Genomic DNA, 13,552 nt, shown 5'->3' with positions numbered 1-13,552 from the left:
CCCGTTGTCCGCTTCGGGACATTGTTGCCCTCGTCTGTCCGCTCGAACCGCGCGAAGGCCTCTTTGTTCCACTGCGCATCTTTCGCCTCTGCCAAGTCCGCATGGCTGGATCCCATCCGCCTCATCGACATCACCCAGTGAGGTGACCGCCTCCTCGTCGCTGCAAGCACGAAAACAGCAATGCCATATCGCCGTTACCGTGCTCGTACGACAAGGAGAGGGAGCGGGCGGGTATCGTGTTTTGGCGAATGCCTCAACGTTCACAGTGACGCTCAAAGCCGTCAACCCTCACCGGCACACGTCAATTTCATTCCGATCAACCCCAGCCCGCCAGTGTTGCCTGGTTGGAAGTCGCCTCCGCCTCATCGGCGTGGTTCGCATCGCCACATCGAAATCGTGATCCGCCGGGAACATGTGCTGCCATCGCTTGTTGGACGGCAACCGGAGGCTCCAATGCAAGAAACAATGCAAGTGCAGTTTACATCCCTGCTTGATCACCTTTCTGCCAATCGGGCTGAAGCGGTCCTCGCAACACAGTTTCGGTTGAACGAGTTGACCCTGATCACAGATGCCGATCATGTCGTCGAGTTGCTTGGATCCTTGCGGGACGATCCGCAGTGCCGCTTCATCTGCCTCCTCGACATTTGCGGCGTCGACTGGCCGGCCAGGGCCGCCCGCTTCGACGTCGTCTACCATCTCCTATCACCCAGTCTCAATCTCAGGCTTCGCGTCAAGCTTGCAACCGACGAGGACACGCCGGTCCCATCGGCTTGCGCGGTCTTTGCGTGCGCGGACTGGTACGAACGCGAGGCCTGGGACCTGTACGGCATCATGTTTAAAGATCATCCCGACCTGCGCCGGATCCTTACCGACTACGGTTTCGAAGGCCACCCGCTTCGCAAGGATTTCCCGCTTACCGGTTTCGTCGAGGTCCGTTACGACGACGCAGCGAAACGCGTGATCTATGAACCGGTCGAGCTGAAGCAGGAATACCGGGATTTCGACTTCCTCTCGCCCTGGGAGGGAACAGATTACGTGTTGCCGGGCGACGAAAAGACCAGCGCATGAAGGCGAACAGACGGAGATCGTGGTGAGGGAACACAGCATTCGCAACTTCAACATCAACTTCGGGCCGCAACATCCTGCTGCCCATGGTGTGCTGCGGCTCGTGCTCGAGCTTGACGGCGAAATCGTCGAGCGGGTCGATCCGCATATCGGCCTGCTGCATCGCGGCACGGAAAAATTGATCGAGAAGAAGACATATCTTCAGGCCCTGCCCTATTTCGATCGGCTCGATTATGTCGCGCCCATGATCCAGGAACATGCCTATTGCCTGGCGGTCGAGAGGCTCCTCGAACTGGATGTGCCGATCAGAGGGCAGCTGATCCGGGTACTTTATGCCGAGATCAGCCGAATTCTGTCTCATCTCTTGAATGTTACCACTCAGGCGATGGATGTCGGAGCGCTCACGCCGCCGCTCTGGGGATTTGAAGAACGTGAAAAGCTGATGGTCTTTTACGAGCGCGCCTCGGGCTCACGCATGCACGCGGCCTATTTCAGGCCAGGGGGCGTTCATCAGGATCTGCCAGTCGACCTTATTGAAGATATCGGCCGCTGGTGCGAGACCTTTCCGGCTACGCTTGACGATATTGACGATTTGCTGACCGGCAACCGCATCTTCAAGCAGCGCAACGTCGATATCGGCGTCATCAGTCTCCAGGACGCTTGGGCCTGGGGCTTCACGGGCGTCCTGATAAGAGGCTCGGGCGCGGCCTGGGACCTACGTCGCGCTCAGCCCTACGAATGTTATTCGGACCTCGAGTTCGATATTCCGATCGGCAAGAATGGTGACTGTTACGACCGGTACCTGATCCGCATGCAGGAGATGCGGGAATCTGTGCGCATCATGGCGCAATGCGTGGAGCGATTGTTGTCGCAACAGGCGACCGGTCCCGTCTCATCAAGGGACGGAAAGATCGTGCCGCCAAAGCGCGGGGAAATGAAGCGCTCGATGGAGGCGCTCATTCATCATTTCAAGCTCTATACAGAGGGTTTCAGGGTGCCTGCCGGCGAGGTGTACGCGGCCGTCGAGGCGCCGAAGGGGGAGTTCGGCGTCTACCTGATCGCCGATGGAACCAACGCGCCCTATCGATGCAAGATCCGCGCGCCCGGTTTCACCCATCTCCAGGCGATGGACTTCCTGTGCAGAGGCCATCAGCTCGCAGACATATCGGCGGTTTTAGGTTCGCTCGACATCGTATTCGGGGAAGTCGACCGCTAGCAACACGCGCTTGAACCGACAAGGGACACGGGCGCCACAGCAACGAGGAATTGATCTTGACCGTCCAGCTTCCGCTCGAAGACAGCGATCTTGCCCCGACCACTGAGACCGGATCGGGCATATCCGCAATCCTGCCAGACCTTGCCTTTCGTCGCATGTCGATCGTCAACGTCATATTTTATGGGGACCCCGCAACCGACGCGGACTGGGTGTTGATCGATACCGGGCTTCCGACCTCCCGACAGGCTATCATCGAGGCCGCCGAACACAGGTTCGGAGTCATGAGGCCACCATCGGCGATCCTCCTGACCCACGGCCATTTCGATCACGTCGGCTCGCTGGAAACGCTTGCGCAACACTGGAATGTGCCGGTCTACGCTCATTGGCTGGAATTCCCATACCTGAACGGCCAGGCATCCTATCCACCCGCCGATCCCTTGGTGGGAGGCGGCGCAATGGCGCTATTGTCACCGCTCTATCCGCGCTCGCCGGTCAATGTCGAGCAACGGCTGCAGCCCCTGCCCCAGGACCGGAGCGTCCCTTTCATGCCGGGTTGGACCTGGCTGCATACACCCGGTCACGCGCCGGGTCATGTATCCTTATGGCGCGCGGCGGATAGGTGCTTGATCGCCGGCGATGCAATCGTCACCACCGGGCAGGAATCTGTCTATGAGGTGATGACGCAGCGCCCCGAAATGCACGGGCCACCGCGCTACCTGACGCCCGACTGGGACGAGGCGCAGCGCTCCGTCGTCCAACTCGCCGAGCTCAAACCAGAGCTCATCATAACGGGCCACGGCCAGCCCGTGCGCGGTGCCAACATGCGCGCGCGCCTGCAGCAGCTGGCGGATAATTTTAAAGAGATCGCAGTCCCCGAGGGCCGACCCTATGCACTAGATCCGGCGAAACCGGGCAAGCGCGGCAATGACACCTATCGCTGATGCTGAGGGCCCTCAAGGCTGCGTCGGGCAACGATGCTGAACGGCGATCTGCCATGGCTCGGAACGTCGACCAGGTCAGGCGTCAAAGTGGACATAGAAACAGCACTGCGTGGTCTCAAGATCGCATGCTGCCCGAGCCCGGGAACGAGCGCGAAGGTTTACGTGCCTCGTTGTTTCGAACAACTCGTGAAAACTCGATCGTGCGGGTGCAGTCGGGCGCGCGGCGTGACGGCAAAGTCGCCGGCGCGCGAGACAACACTATCCTGCCTTGGTCAGTCCATAGATTGCAATGAAGGCATAAACGCAAAAGGCAATCACGGCGACGGTGATGATAATCGTCAGCCCGACACGCCCGGCATTGAGACGACGGCGCTTGCCCGACGCGGAGGTCGCCGGTGCCTGCACAGGATCCTTGTCTGAGGGGTCGGGCATGGTTAAGCCTCCTTAGAGGGTGTAACCGCGGATTGGCGGATGTCATCCGCGCGCCAGGCACCGGCTTCGCTTTCGTTGCTTTTCATTGCCTCGTCGCTGCCTCTGCTGGCCGCGACGCTGGATGTCGCTTCAGCCCATATGGGAGGCTCGACTGCGTAATGACGTTCGCCTCGGCGGCAGAGGTAGACCTCTCGTTCGGGGTTTTCTTCGATGACGAAACCGGCGCTGCGCAACATCGCCTCGACCGCCGCCTTGTTAGGAATGAACCAGTTGGTCGGATCCGATGCATAGCGCTCCTCCACGAAGAAGAGCTTGGGATAGTCGGGACGGTCGAAGATTGCCCATTCCTCAAACGGATAGTCCTCCTGTAGCATCGGCAGGCGTTCATCGCCGCGCTGCAGGCATTGAAAGAGCAAGCTGTCCCCGACTGCGTGTTCGTAGAGCAGGTCAAGGGCCAGGAGCGGATGGCGCAGGTGGTAGAGCACGCCCATGAAGATGACGAGGTCGAAGCGCTCGGCGAGCTTGCCGACCTCATAGACCGACATCTGCCGGAAGTCGACGTCCAGGCATGCCTGCTCTGCGGCGAAGCGCGCCTGTCTCAGATAGCGCGCATCCGCATCAATGCCGAGCACCCGGCCGGCATTTCGCCGTTTCATTTCGAGACTGTAAAAGCCGGCATTGCAGCCAACATCGAGGACGCTTCGACCCTGAAGATCCTCAGGAATGACATCGCAAAATCGCCGCCACTTGAAGGTCGGGTAATCGCCGAGGAAATGCTCGGGCGCGGTCCTGACGCCGTTGATGTCAAGATTGTGGAACCAAGGACCCAACTCGGCGATCTTCGCCTTCAAGTCCGTCTGATCAGTCAGCCGGCGATCATCCATGTCCTAGACCCCGATCGAGACGTTCGAGCGCCGTGCTCGTGCCGACGGCGGCGCTCGCCTCTTGCCGGAGACGGGTTGCGTGCCAAGCGTTGCGATGAACCAGGCGGCGGTCTGGCGCAGGCCCTCGGCAAGAGGGACCCGCGGCTCCCAGCCAAGGAGATCCTTCGCCTTGGAGATGTCCGGCCGACGGCGCTGCGGATCGTCCTGCGGCAAGGGGTGATAGGCGATCCTGGCCGCGGTGGGGACCATTGCGTGAACCATTTCGGCGAGCTGGTTGATGGTGAATTCTCCCGGATTGCCGAGATTGACGGGCCCTTGCGGGTTGGGAGTGACATTCATCAAGGCCATGAGACCTGCCACGAGATCGCTGACGAAGCAAAAGGAGCGGGTTTGCTGACCACTGCCGTAGATCGTCAGAGGTTTGCCGGTGATCGCCTGCACCAGCAGATTGGAGATGATGCGGCCGTCATGAGGCTGCATGCGCGGTCCATAGGTATTGAAGATGCGGGCGACGCGTGCATCGACGCGTCCGGCGCGGACAAGATCGAAGCATAGTGCCTCGGCGGCGCGCTTTCCTTCGTCGTAGCATGCGCGTGGCCCGGTGCAGCTGACATTGCCACGGTAATCCTCGCGCTGCGGATGTTCGGCGGGATCACCATAGACCTCGCTCGTGGATGCCTGAAGAAACGATGCGTTATGATATTCGGCAAGTGCCAGAAGGTTTCCCGTTCCGGCCACGCAGGTCATCATGGTGTGGACCGGGTCGGCTTGATATTGCGGAGGCGAGGCCGCGCAAGCCAGGTTGTAGATCTGGTCGAGCGGCTCGTCGATGCTGCGTAGATCGCAGATATCCGCCTCGATGAGACGGAACTGGGGGTGATTGGCGAGCGGTTGAACGTTGGTGACGGATCCGGTGATGAAACTGTCGACGCAGAGCACACGGTCCCCACGCGAAAGCAAGGCATCGCAAAGATGCGAGCCGACAAAGCCGGCACCGCCGGCAACAAGAACGCTTCTTCCTTTGCCGTTTCGGCTCTTCTGCAGCATTACGATCTCCTTACGCTGTCAATCTGCGGATCAAGGGTCATTGTTGCGGATGGCGTCTGCTCGAGTGCGGCAAGTGCCTCTGCCATTTGTCGGGCGCGCGCGAGGCCGGTGTGGCTGGCGAGCACTTCGCTTCGCGCCGCCTCTGCGATCATCCGGCGCGTCGCGTCGTCCATGCGGGTCAGCACGGCAACGACATCCTCGCTCGTGCGGGCAATGACCAGCGCCTGCCCGTCCGGCAGGAGTTCGTCAAGACCGCGCCACTCGTCGCTGATGATCGGCGCCGAGCAGGCGGCTGCCTCGAAGAGACGCACGCTTGGCGACCAGCCTGCCGCGATCATGTCGGCACGCGTCACATTCAGCGTGAAACGCTGCCGGCTATAGAAGCTGGCGTGTTCGCGCGGCGGCAAATGGTCGATCCGCTCGACGTTTTCGGGCCATTCGATTTCGCCGGGATATTGGGGCCCGGCGACGACGAAGCGCAGGTCGGGCAGGCGTCGTGCCGGTTCGAGCAACAGTCTTTCAAGCGTCGGCTGGCGGTCGGCACTATAGGTTCCAAGATAGCCAAGATCCCACCGCAAGGGCTCGCGCGTATTGACGTATCGCTCGGCATCGACGGAGCAGTAGAGCGCCGCCGCCTTCCTGGCCTGGAAGCGATGCTCCAAGATGTCGAGAACCGCACCGCCCGAAAACGAGAAATAAATGTCGAAGAGCGGGATCTGCCGCCTGGCGAGATAGGGTTCCTCGCCGCGTTCGAGAGCGGCAAGCGTCACCGGCGTGTCGATGTCGTAGAAACACAGATGCCTGGGTGCAAGATGCGCCAGCCGATCGATCAGCTCGCACCCATCCGGGACGTAGGAACCGACGATTACCGCATCGGCCTCCTTCAAGCGGGCGCCGTGGGTCGCAAGGACGGCATCGATCGTGTCATAGTAGGCAAGCGTGCAGAAGTCCGGTGAGGGCAGATCGCGATGGCCCGCGTACCATGGCACGTCTCTTTCCAGAAAAAGGACATTATGGCCCGATGCGGCCAGCCCCCGCACAAGTGCCCGGAAGGTCGTGGCGTGGCCATTGCCCCAGGACGAGGACAGTGACAGGCCGAAGACCACGAGATTGAGAGGGTCCCTCATGCTGCTGCCTCCCCGTGGCGCCGCAGCTTTTGACGGAAGAGCGCATCGACGATTTCGGCGCGCTGCGCGTAGGTGTGGTCGGCAAGGACGCGCGCCATGGCTCTTTTACCGATCGCCGCCGCCCGTTGCGGCGTCAGATCCGCCATGAGATCGATGACGTCCTGTGCATCACGCGCGACAAGAACCTCCTCGTTCGGCTTGAGAAAGAGTTCGATACCTTCCCAGTGGTCGGTGACGAGACAGGCCCCCGCGCCGGCCGCCTCAAAGACGCGGGTGGCCGGTGAAAAGCCGTTCCGGGCCATGCTTTCCCGAGAGATATTAAGAACGGCCTTGGGCGTGACGTTGAAGGCGTTGTGGTCGCGGGTGGCAACGTGTCCCACCCGCCTGACATTGCCGGTCATGGGCTTGTCCTGCCATCCGGAGCCACCAAGGAGGAAGCGGGCCTGCGGAAGGCGTGCGGCGGGCTCGAGGAAAAAATGCTCGACGCGCGCCTCACGGTCGGGAAGCCGGTTGCCGAGGAAGCCGAGATCGGCGCTGAAATGCTCATCCGGTGCCACCGGATGATGGGTGTCGGGATCGAGAGCGTTATAGATCGGGATGCACGCGCGTGCGCCGAACTCACGATAGGCCTGAACCACAGGGTCGCCACCACCATAGGTCAGGACAAGGTCGAGCTTCTGGAGCGCAAGGCGCACGGCATGGCCGGGGATGTTGCGCAACTCCGACAGCGTTGCCGGTGCATCGACATCCCAGAAGATTTTCAGGGCCTCGGGCCGCGCATGACGAAGCACCTCCTCCATCAGGCGATCGTCCTCGAAACCGACGCCGCTTGCCTTGACAACGATCTCGGCTTCGCCCGCCTTGACCGCGACCGCCCGCAGGTCATCGGCCGTTGCCTCGTAGACGACCACCTTGCACCAGCGTGGGGGATCGATATCCCTGTTCTTCTGGCGCTCGTAGACGTCGGGCTCATAGAAGGTGATATCGTAGCCGCGCTCGGCAAGCGCCCGCAGCAGACCGCGGTAATAGGTAGCCGCGCCATTCCAATAGGCCGATAGGAGGCTTGACCCGTAAAAAGCGATCTTCATTGTGCGGCCTCCTTCGATGCGAGCTGGTCGAGGACGGAGCGGCTGCCGACGGTGGCCAGGATGGCCAAGAGTTCATCGATGCGGTGACGGCATGTGTGACGCGCCTGGATCGTCTGAAGCCCGCTCTCGGCGAGCTCGGCCGAAAGCTCAGGATTTGAAAGCACCTCCCCAAGATGACGGCGCATGGCCGATCCATCCTCGGCCAGGAGGTAGTCCCTGCCGGGCCTGAACAAGCCTTCGGCATCATCCCACGGTGCCGAGATCAAGGGGATGCCGCAGGCAAGCGCCTCGAAGACGCGGATGGTCGGGATGCCCGGCAGGTGGCTGACATAGGGCCTGCGCGGAATATGAACGGTGACCCGGTTGCGGGCGAAAGCAAGCGGCGCGTCAGCATTGGCGATCCAGCCGCCATAGGCAATGCCCGCATCTTTGAGCGCAGACAGCGCCTCGGCAGGATAGCGAACTCCACGCACGCTTGTGCGAAGGCCAAGGCTTTTGGCAGGGCGCACGAGATACTCGAGGATTTCCTCGGAGCGCTCATCGTCGCCCCAATTGCCGATCCAGATGAGATCGCCGGTTTTTTCGACCTTCGGCATCGGCCGGAACAAGGCGTCGTCAGCCGCCTCGTGGAAAGTGAACACTGACTTGGCCCAGCCGGCTTTGAGGTAACGCTGCCGCAGCGTCTCGCCGAAGGCGAGAACGCCGTCATAGCCATCGAGCGAGAGGCCGGAAATATCGGTTTGCGCCGATACGGCGCGATGATGGGTGTCGTGAAAGAGCAGCGTGAAACGGGCACCATTGGCGCGTGCCCTGCCGAGCCATGCTACGAGCGCGGGATCCGTCCACTCGTGGACGATAACCACATCGGCATCTCCGAGTGCTGCCTCATGGTCGAAACTATCCATGTAGATCTGCGCGCGCAGGCCCGGAAAGGCTTCGGCAAAACCCGCGATCGCAGCTTTGCCCTGGTCGGCGACGAGATTTCGCCGGCTCCATGAGTCTTCCGGCTCGAGCGCCAGCGCGTCGTGGCCGCGGCGAACGAGGTCGCGCATGAGGCCACGCAGGAAATGCGCGTTGCCGTGGTTCCAATCGGACAGGAGCGACTGCGTATAAAAGACGAATTTCATGATCTACTCCGCTAACTTGATCTTGCGCCCATGTTCGAGAAGGCTGGCATAGACGCGTGCCATGGAGGCTGCCTGCGCCTGTAGCGAAAAGCGTTTGGAGCGAAGCCGCGCCTTGTCCGCAAGCGCCTGGCGCGAGACGACATCGCTTGCCAGATGATTGACCGCGTCGGCGAAGGCCACTGGACGATGCGGATTGGCAAAAACCGCCGCGCCGTCCCAGAGTTCCCGATAGGTCGCGATGTCGGCGAGGACGAGGCCAGCGCCGGAGCGCGCCGCCTCCAGGGCGGCAAGCCCGAAAGGCTCGTAGAGCGACGGCGAGACGAAGATGGCCGCGCGACGCATCAGCGTCATCGCTTCGGCGTGCGGAAGGATGCCGAGGTGGCGTGTCTTGGACATCGTCATGCCCTGCCCGTCCGGTCCATGATCGGCTCCGACGGTCAGGAGCGGCCAGGTCATCTGCGCGGCGGCGGCGTCAAGGACGGCAGCATTCTTGCCCTCGTCCCACCAGCGTCCGGCCGCAAAAGCAAAGTCTTCCTTGGGTTCGGCGGCGGCTCTGACACCACTTGCATTGTAGGTCACCGTCAGATGCGGGATCGGGCCATAGGCCGCGCGCAGCATCGCGGCATGGCTATGGCTTGGCGCCACCACGGCCGCGGCCCGTTCGAATCCGCGGGCGTTCAGCGACTGCTGCCAGCGCCAGCCGTCGGGGACCGCAGCTTGGCGCACAGCCGCAAACCAGGTAACGACACAGGAATGGGAGACGGCGACAACCGGCATGTCGATGTCAAGCTCTGCCGCCTGCGAGGGCAGGTTAAGATGCAGGAGGTCAACCTGCCTTCGTTTGGCGAGCGCTGCGATCGCATGTGGTACCTTCCTAAGGGCGCCCTCGTCCTGAACCATCCAGTCGAGCGGTTCGTCGAGCCAGTCTATTTCGCCGATTGCCATTGCCTCGGCTTTCTCCTGTCGGGAGGGAGGCGGGCCAAGTCCAACGAAACAGGTGGCGATTCCTTCGCTGCGCAATCCCGCGGCGAGATCCATGGCGTAGCGCCAGACGCCTCCGACCGCGTCGACGGTCATCATGATGCGAGGCGGGGCAGCCATGTCTAGGGCCTGCCTCATGCCGACACCTTGCGCCGTTCACCCATCAGAGCCTGACCTTCGAAACGGTTGTCGACAAGCCAATTGCCGAGGGCTCGCAATCCGTCTTTCCAGCCCATGCGGGCTCGCCAGCCGACATTGGTTTCGAGCTTCCTGGTGTCGGCAACGAAATAAAGCTGGTCACCGGCACGCCAATCGCCGAAGGAGGTTTCGAGCCGCTGCCCGGTCAGCGTTTCAATTGCCTGCAGCACGTCCAGGAGACTGACGGCATTGCCGGGGCCGCCTCCCAGGTTGAAGGCCTGCCCGCTGACGCGGTCGATATTGTCGAGAACGGCGCGATAGGCCGCGACGGCGTCGTCGACGAAGAGGATGTCACGGACCTGTCTGCCGTCCCCATAGATCGAGATTGGCGCGCCGCTGAGCGCGCGGATGAGGAAATGGGCGACCCAGCCCTGGTCTTCCGTGCCGAACTGGCGCGGTCCATAGATGCAGCTCATCCGCAGCACGGCCGTCGGGATGGTGAAGGATTTGAGATAATCGAGCATATATTGATCGGCGACGCCTTTGGAGCAGCCGTACGGGGTGCAGAAGTCGAGAGGCCGATCCTCGCCAATGCCGCGCAGCCTTATCGCGTCGACGGCGGGGGCGTAGCAACGGTCTCGCTCCAGCATTTTCAGATCATCGAGCGCTCCATAGACCTTGTTGGTGCTGGCGAAGATGACGGGCGCTTGGCGGCCGGCCTTGCGGACCGCCTCCAGCACGTTGATCGTGCCACGCGCATTGGTTTCGAAATCGTCGAGCGGTCGCTCGATGCTGGTGGTGACGGCGGTCTGGGCGGCGAAGTGGAAGACCGCTTCGGCATCGGTGAAACCCGCCTCGATGCTGCGCAGATCGCGGATGTCGGCGAGCAGCGGATGGACACGCCGCCCATGCCGCGCCGTCAGCCAGGCAAGGTTCTGGTCGACGCCCGGCCTCGAAAGATTATCGAGGATGACGACGTCCTTGCCGTCCTTGAGGAAACTATCGGCGAGGTTCGATCCGATGAAGCCGCTGCCTCCAGTAATGACGATCGGCGCCGCGCCCGTTGCAAGGTTCGGGCTGGCAAGGCGGCTAACTTCGTCGAGGCGCGCCACGCCCCCTTCCATCAGAAGGCGGGCCAGGAGCTTTGGCTGGTTGTCGTCGGTCACGGCGCCGAGGTGGTAGTGACGAGGATCGAACCATAACCCTTCCTGAACCGGCACGTCCGCCGGCACGTCACGCCAGGAATACCAGTACATCCGGTCGGCGGGTACGCTCAACGCCTTGATGAATCGGCGCGCCTGTTCCATCTCGTCGTTGCGCCAGGTCGAATAGCCGGTTTCGGTAATCCAGATCTCGGCGGCCGGATTGAAGCGGCCGACGATCTTTCGCATCTCGCCGAGATGCATGTCCCAGCCGCCCCAGGCGCCCTCCTCGCTGTCCCATGTGCCAGGGAAGCCGTGGAAGCCCACCGCGTCGACGACGTTGAGCACGCCTCGCTCGCCCATCAGGTTCAGCCAGTAGGGATCAAAGGGACAGGGGCCGCCCAACACCGGCTTGAAGCCACGTTTCCTGGCCCAGTAGGCTGCCCCACCGACCATCTGGCAAAACAGCATGAAATCGCCGTCTTCGCGCCAGTCCCAGTCGAGGAGGTTGTTGGGCTCGTTCCACAATTCCACATGGGTGAAGTGCTGCCCATACCGATCGAGAACATGATCGACGAAGTCAGCGTATGACTTCAGGTCGATCGGTGCGCCGGAGGATCGTCCGGTGCGCGACAGGGATGGCGGCGTGTAATGGAGGCAAGGCAGCAGATCGATGCACCTGCCAAGCTTCGGGATCAGCCAGTCAAACCAGTCCTGGCCCCCGGGCGCCAGGTATTCGGCCCAGGACAGATGCGTGCGCAGAAAGCTTGCGCCACTCGACAGGATGTCGGGCAGGATTTCCTCCGTGCGTGCAAATTCGCCGGGCCGGAACCATTCTACGAAGCCGAAGCGCCTCGGCTGGATCCCCGCAAGGGTTGATTGCGCGGTCATGACACGAGCCCCCTTGCTTCCAGCTGCCGCTTCATCTCCGCGCCACGGTCGATGGCGCCGGTGAGCTTGACCCATTCGACGAATGGGCCGAGCGCCTGTTCAAGGCGAAATTCCGGCTCGAATCCGAGGAGATCGCGCGCCTTGGAGATGTCGGCAAAACAGTTGCGGATGTCCCCCGAGCGCGCCTTGTTCATGATATCGGGGGCAATTTCCGGCACACCCATGGCCTCCGCGAGAAGCGTCGCCACCTCGGTGATCGTATAGGCGTTGCCACTGCCGATATTGATGACATGGCCGGCAGCGGCCTTCTGCTCGAAGGCGAGCCGAAAAGCACGAGCCACGTCACGGACATGGACGAAATCGCGTCGCTGCTCGCCATCTTCGAAAATCATCGGCGACTGGTGATTGGCGAGCCTGGAGGCAAAGTTGGCCAGCACCCCCGTATAGGGATTGGACAGCGCTTGGCCAGCTCCGAAAACGTTGAAGAGGCGCAGCGCCACGGCGTCGACGCCATAGGCTTCCCCGAAAATCAGGACCTGCCGCTCCTGGCCATATTTCGTCAATGCATAGATCGAGGCAAGATCGACGGGCTTTTCCTCGTCGGTCGCCACGGGGACGAGATCCTCGCCGTCTGGACCGCGCAGGTTCCACGAGCCGGCCTTGATACGCTCGCTCCTGCGACGGGCCAGGCCGACCTGCTCGCCCGTCGACGTCAGGTACCGGCCTTCGCCATAGACGCTCATGGAGGAGGCGACAACGATCCGTCTGATCGGCTTGCCGATCATGGCCTCAAGAAGAACTGCCGTGCCAAGGTCGTTTCCGCCCACATATCGGGCGATCTCGTACATGGACTGACCAACGCCGACTTCCGCGGCCAGGTGGATGACGCCGTCGACATCGTCAAGAGCTTCGACGACCGCGACGCGGTCGCAGACATTGCCGCGCAGGATTTCGGCGGCCTGCGGCATGTCAGTTTCAACATCCCCATGCACCTGATCGATCAGGGCATCCAGGATACGAACCTCGTAGTTTGCCTTCAAAAGCTCTTCGGTGACATGCCGGCCGATAAAGCCGCAGCCGCCGGTAACGAGTATTCTTGTCATGGCTTCCTCTGCACATTTCTCATCTGTGACAGGGCGCCCAACAACGCTTGGCTGCGAATGTTCCTCATCAATGACATCTTTGTCATCTATAACTTCATCAATCCTTCCTGCGTGCCGGAAACGCTCCGCGAACCACCGGCGGCACCGGCCCGGCTGAGCAAAATCGACGATTTTTTGCCTCCGCACAGTTCGTCCGCCCATGAGGCGTGGCGGCAATAAGAAACTCGTGCGCGGACCGCCCCTTGGGCTCGAGCATCTTCTATTTCATGAACTTCAACTTCTTCCGGAACAGTTTGACCACTTCTCGGTTCGGGGCGTGAGCATCGGGGACGAGCACGCCGCAGCCCTTCAAAGGTCTACGCCAGTGCGA

11 protein-coding genes and 1 pseudogene are annotated in these 13,552 nt (G+C 61.7%); 3 read left to right on the top strand and 9 right to left on the bottom strand.

Going from position 1 to position 13,552, the window contains the following annotated elements; genetic code table 11:
- The first annotated feature begins 453 nt into the window (after window positions 1-453).
- From AC1DF8_RS21940 to AC1DF8_RS21930, 3 genes are read left to right on the top strand one after another with little or no spacing between them, the layout of a single operon-like run.
- Complete coding sequence (locus AC1DF8_RS21940; protein ID WP_478154962.1) at window positions 454-1,068, top strand: NADH-quinone oxidoreductase subunit C; 615 nt, start codon at window positions 454-456, stop codon at window positions 1,066-1,068.
- Window positions 1,069-1,090: 22 nt separating this feature from the next.
- Complete coding sequence (locus AC1DF8_RS21935; RefSeq protein WP_113208016.1) at window positions 1,091-2,281, top strand: NADH-quinone oxidoreductase subunit D; 1,191 nt, start codon at window positions 1,091-1,093, stop codon at window positions 2,279-2,281.
- A gap of 56 nt (window positions 2,282-2,337) precedes the next feature.
- On the top strand, window positions 2,338-3,222 hold the full coding sequence (locus AC1DF8_RS21930; protein ID WP_478154960.1) for an MBL fold metallo-hydrolase: 885 nt from the start codon (window positions 2,338-2,340) through the stop codon (window positions 3,220-3,222).
- 258 nt (window positions 3,223-3,480) lie between these two features.
- Here AC1DF8_RS21930 and AC1DF8_RS21925 read toward each other — a convergent pair whose 3' ends face one another.
- From AC1DF8_RS21925 to AC1DF8_RS21885, 9 genes and pseudogenes are all read right to left on the bottom strand, one after another.
- Complete coding sequence (locus AC1DF8_RS21925) at window positions 3,481-3,654, bottom strand: hypothetical protein (RefSeq protein ID WP_183849029.1); 174 nt, start codon at window positions 3,652-3,654, stop codon at window positions 3,481-3,483.
- A 140-nt stretch (window positions 3,655-3,794) separates the two neighbouring features.
- Window positions 3,795-4,538, bottom strand: a pseudogene (locus AC1DF8_RS21920) (TIGR04290 family methyltransferase); the annotation flags it as partial.
- A 3-nt stretch (window positions 4,539-4,541) separates the two neighbouring features.
- A complete protein-coding gene (locus tag AC1DF8_RS21915) occupies window positions 4,542-5,585 on the bottom strand; it encodes a UDP-glucuronic acid decarboxylase family protein (RefSeq protein ID WP_113208014.1) in 1,044 nt (347 codons plus the stop codon).
- Window positions 5,585-6,712 (bottom strand): glycosyltransferase family protein, encoded by a 1,128-nt coding sequence (locus tag AC1DF8_RS21910; protein WP_113208013.1) that lies wholly within the window; start codon window positions 6,710-6,712, stop codon window positions 5,585-5,587. Before AC1DF8_RS21910 ends, AC1DF8_RS21915 begins: the two co-directional genes overlap by 1 nt.
- Window positions 6,709-7,800, bottom strand: coding sequence for a CgeB family protein (locus AC1DF8_RS21905; protein ID WP_113208012.1), 1,092 nt, complete (start codon window positions 7,798-7,800; stop codon window positions 6,709-6,711). The genes AC1DF8_RS21910 and AC1DF8_RS21905 overlap by 4 nt, the downstream gene beginning before the upstream one ends.
- Entirely contained in the window at window positions 7,797-8,927 is a 1,131-nt protein-coding gene (locus AC1DF8_RS21900; RefSeq protein ID WP_478154957.1) for a CgeB family protein, read from the bottom strand. The genes AC1DF8_RS21905 and AC1DF8_RS21900 overlap by 4 nt, the downstream gene beginning before the upstream one ends.
- A 3-nt stretch (window positions 8,928-8,930) precedes the next feature.
- A complete protein-coding gene (locus tag AC1DF8_RS21895; protein WP_478154955.1) occupies window positions 8,931-10,028 on the bottom strand; it encodes a glycosyltransferase family 4 protein in 1,098 nt (365 codons plus the stop codon).
- A 14-nt stretch (window positions 10,029-10,042) separates the two neighbouring features.
- Window positions 10,043-12,079, bottom strand: a complete 2,037-nt coding sequence (locus AC1DF8_RS21890; protein ID WP_113208009.1) for an NAD-dependent epimerase/dehydratase family protein — start codon at window positions 12,077-12,079, stop codon at window positions 10,043-10,045.
- Complete coding sequence (locus AC1DF8_RS21885; RefSeq protein ID WP_113208008.1) at window positions 12,076-13,182, bottom strand: NAD-dependent epimerase/dehydratase family protein; 1,107 nt, start codon at window positions 13,180-13,182, stop codon at window positions 12,076-12,078. Before AC1DF8_RS21885 ends, AC1DF8_RS21890 begins: the two co-directional genes overlap by 4 nt.
- Between the last annotated feature and the right edge of the window lie 370 nt (window positions 13,183-13,552).

The organism is Rhizobium sp. 05N49 (assembly GCF_056396805.1).
Note: the sequence above shows the minus strand (reverse complement) of the source record. Positions and strands in the feature narration are given on the sequence as shown.

Excerpts from the sequence above, each read along its gene's own strand:
- AC1DF8_RS21940 (WP_478154962.1), top strand. The coding sequence starts at position 454 with ATGCAAGAAACAATGCAAGTGCAGTTTACATCCCTGCTTGATCACCTT.
- AC1DF8_RS21925 (WP_183849029.1), bottom strand. The coding sequence starts at position 3,654 with ATGCCCGACCCCTCAGACAAGGATCCTGTGCAGGCACCGGCGACCTCC.
- AC1DF8_RS21915 (WP_113208014.1), bottom strand. The coding sequence starts at position 5,585 with ATGCTGCAGAAGAGCCGAAACGGCAAAGGAAGAAGCGTTCTTGTTGCC.
- AC1DF8_RS21910 (WP_113208013.1), bottom strand. The coding sequence starts at position 6,712 with ATGAGGGACCCTCTCAATCTCGTGGTCTTCGGCCTGTCACTGTCCTCG.
- AC1DF8_RS21905 (WP_113208012.1), bottom strand. The coding sequence starts at position 7,800 with ATGAAGATCGCTTTTTACGGGTCAAGCCTCCTATCGGCCTATTGGAAT.
- AC1DF8_RS21900 (WP_478154957.1), bottom strand. The coding sequence starts at position 8,927 with ATGAAATTCGTCTTTTATACGCAGTCGCTCCTGTCCGATTGGAACCAC.
- AC1DF8_RS21895 (WP_478154955.1), bottom strand. The coding sequence starts at position 10,028 with ATGGCTGCCCCGCCTCGCATCATGATGACCGTCGACGCGGTCGGAGGC.
- AC1DF8_RS21890 (WP_113208009.1), bottom strand. The coding sequence starts at position 12,079 with ATGACCGCGCAATCAACCCTTGCGGGGATCCAGCCGAGGCGCTTCGGC.
- AC1DF8_RS21885 (WP_113208008.1), bottom strand. The coding sequence starts at position 13,182 with ATGACAAGAATACTCGTTACCGGCGGCTGCGGCTTTATCGGCCGGCAT.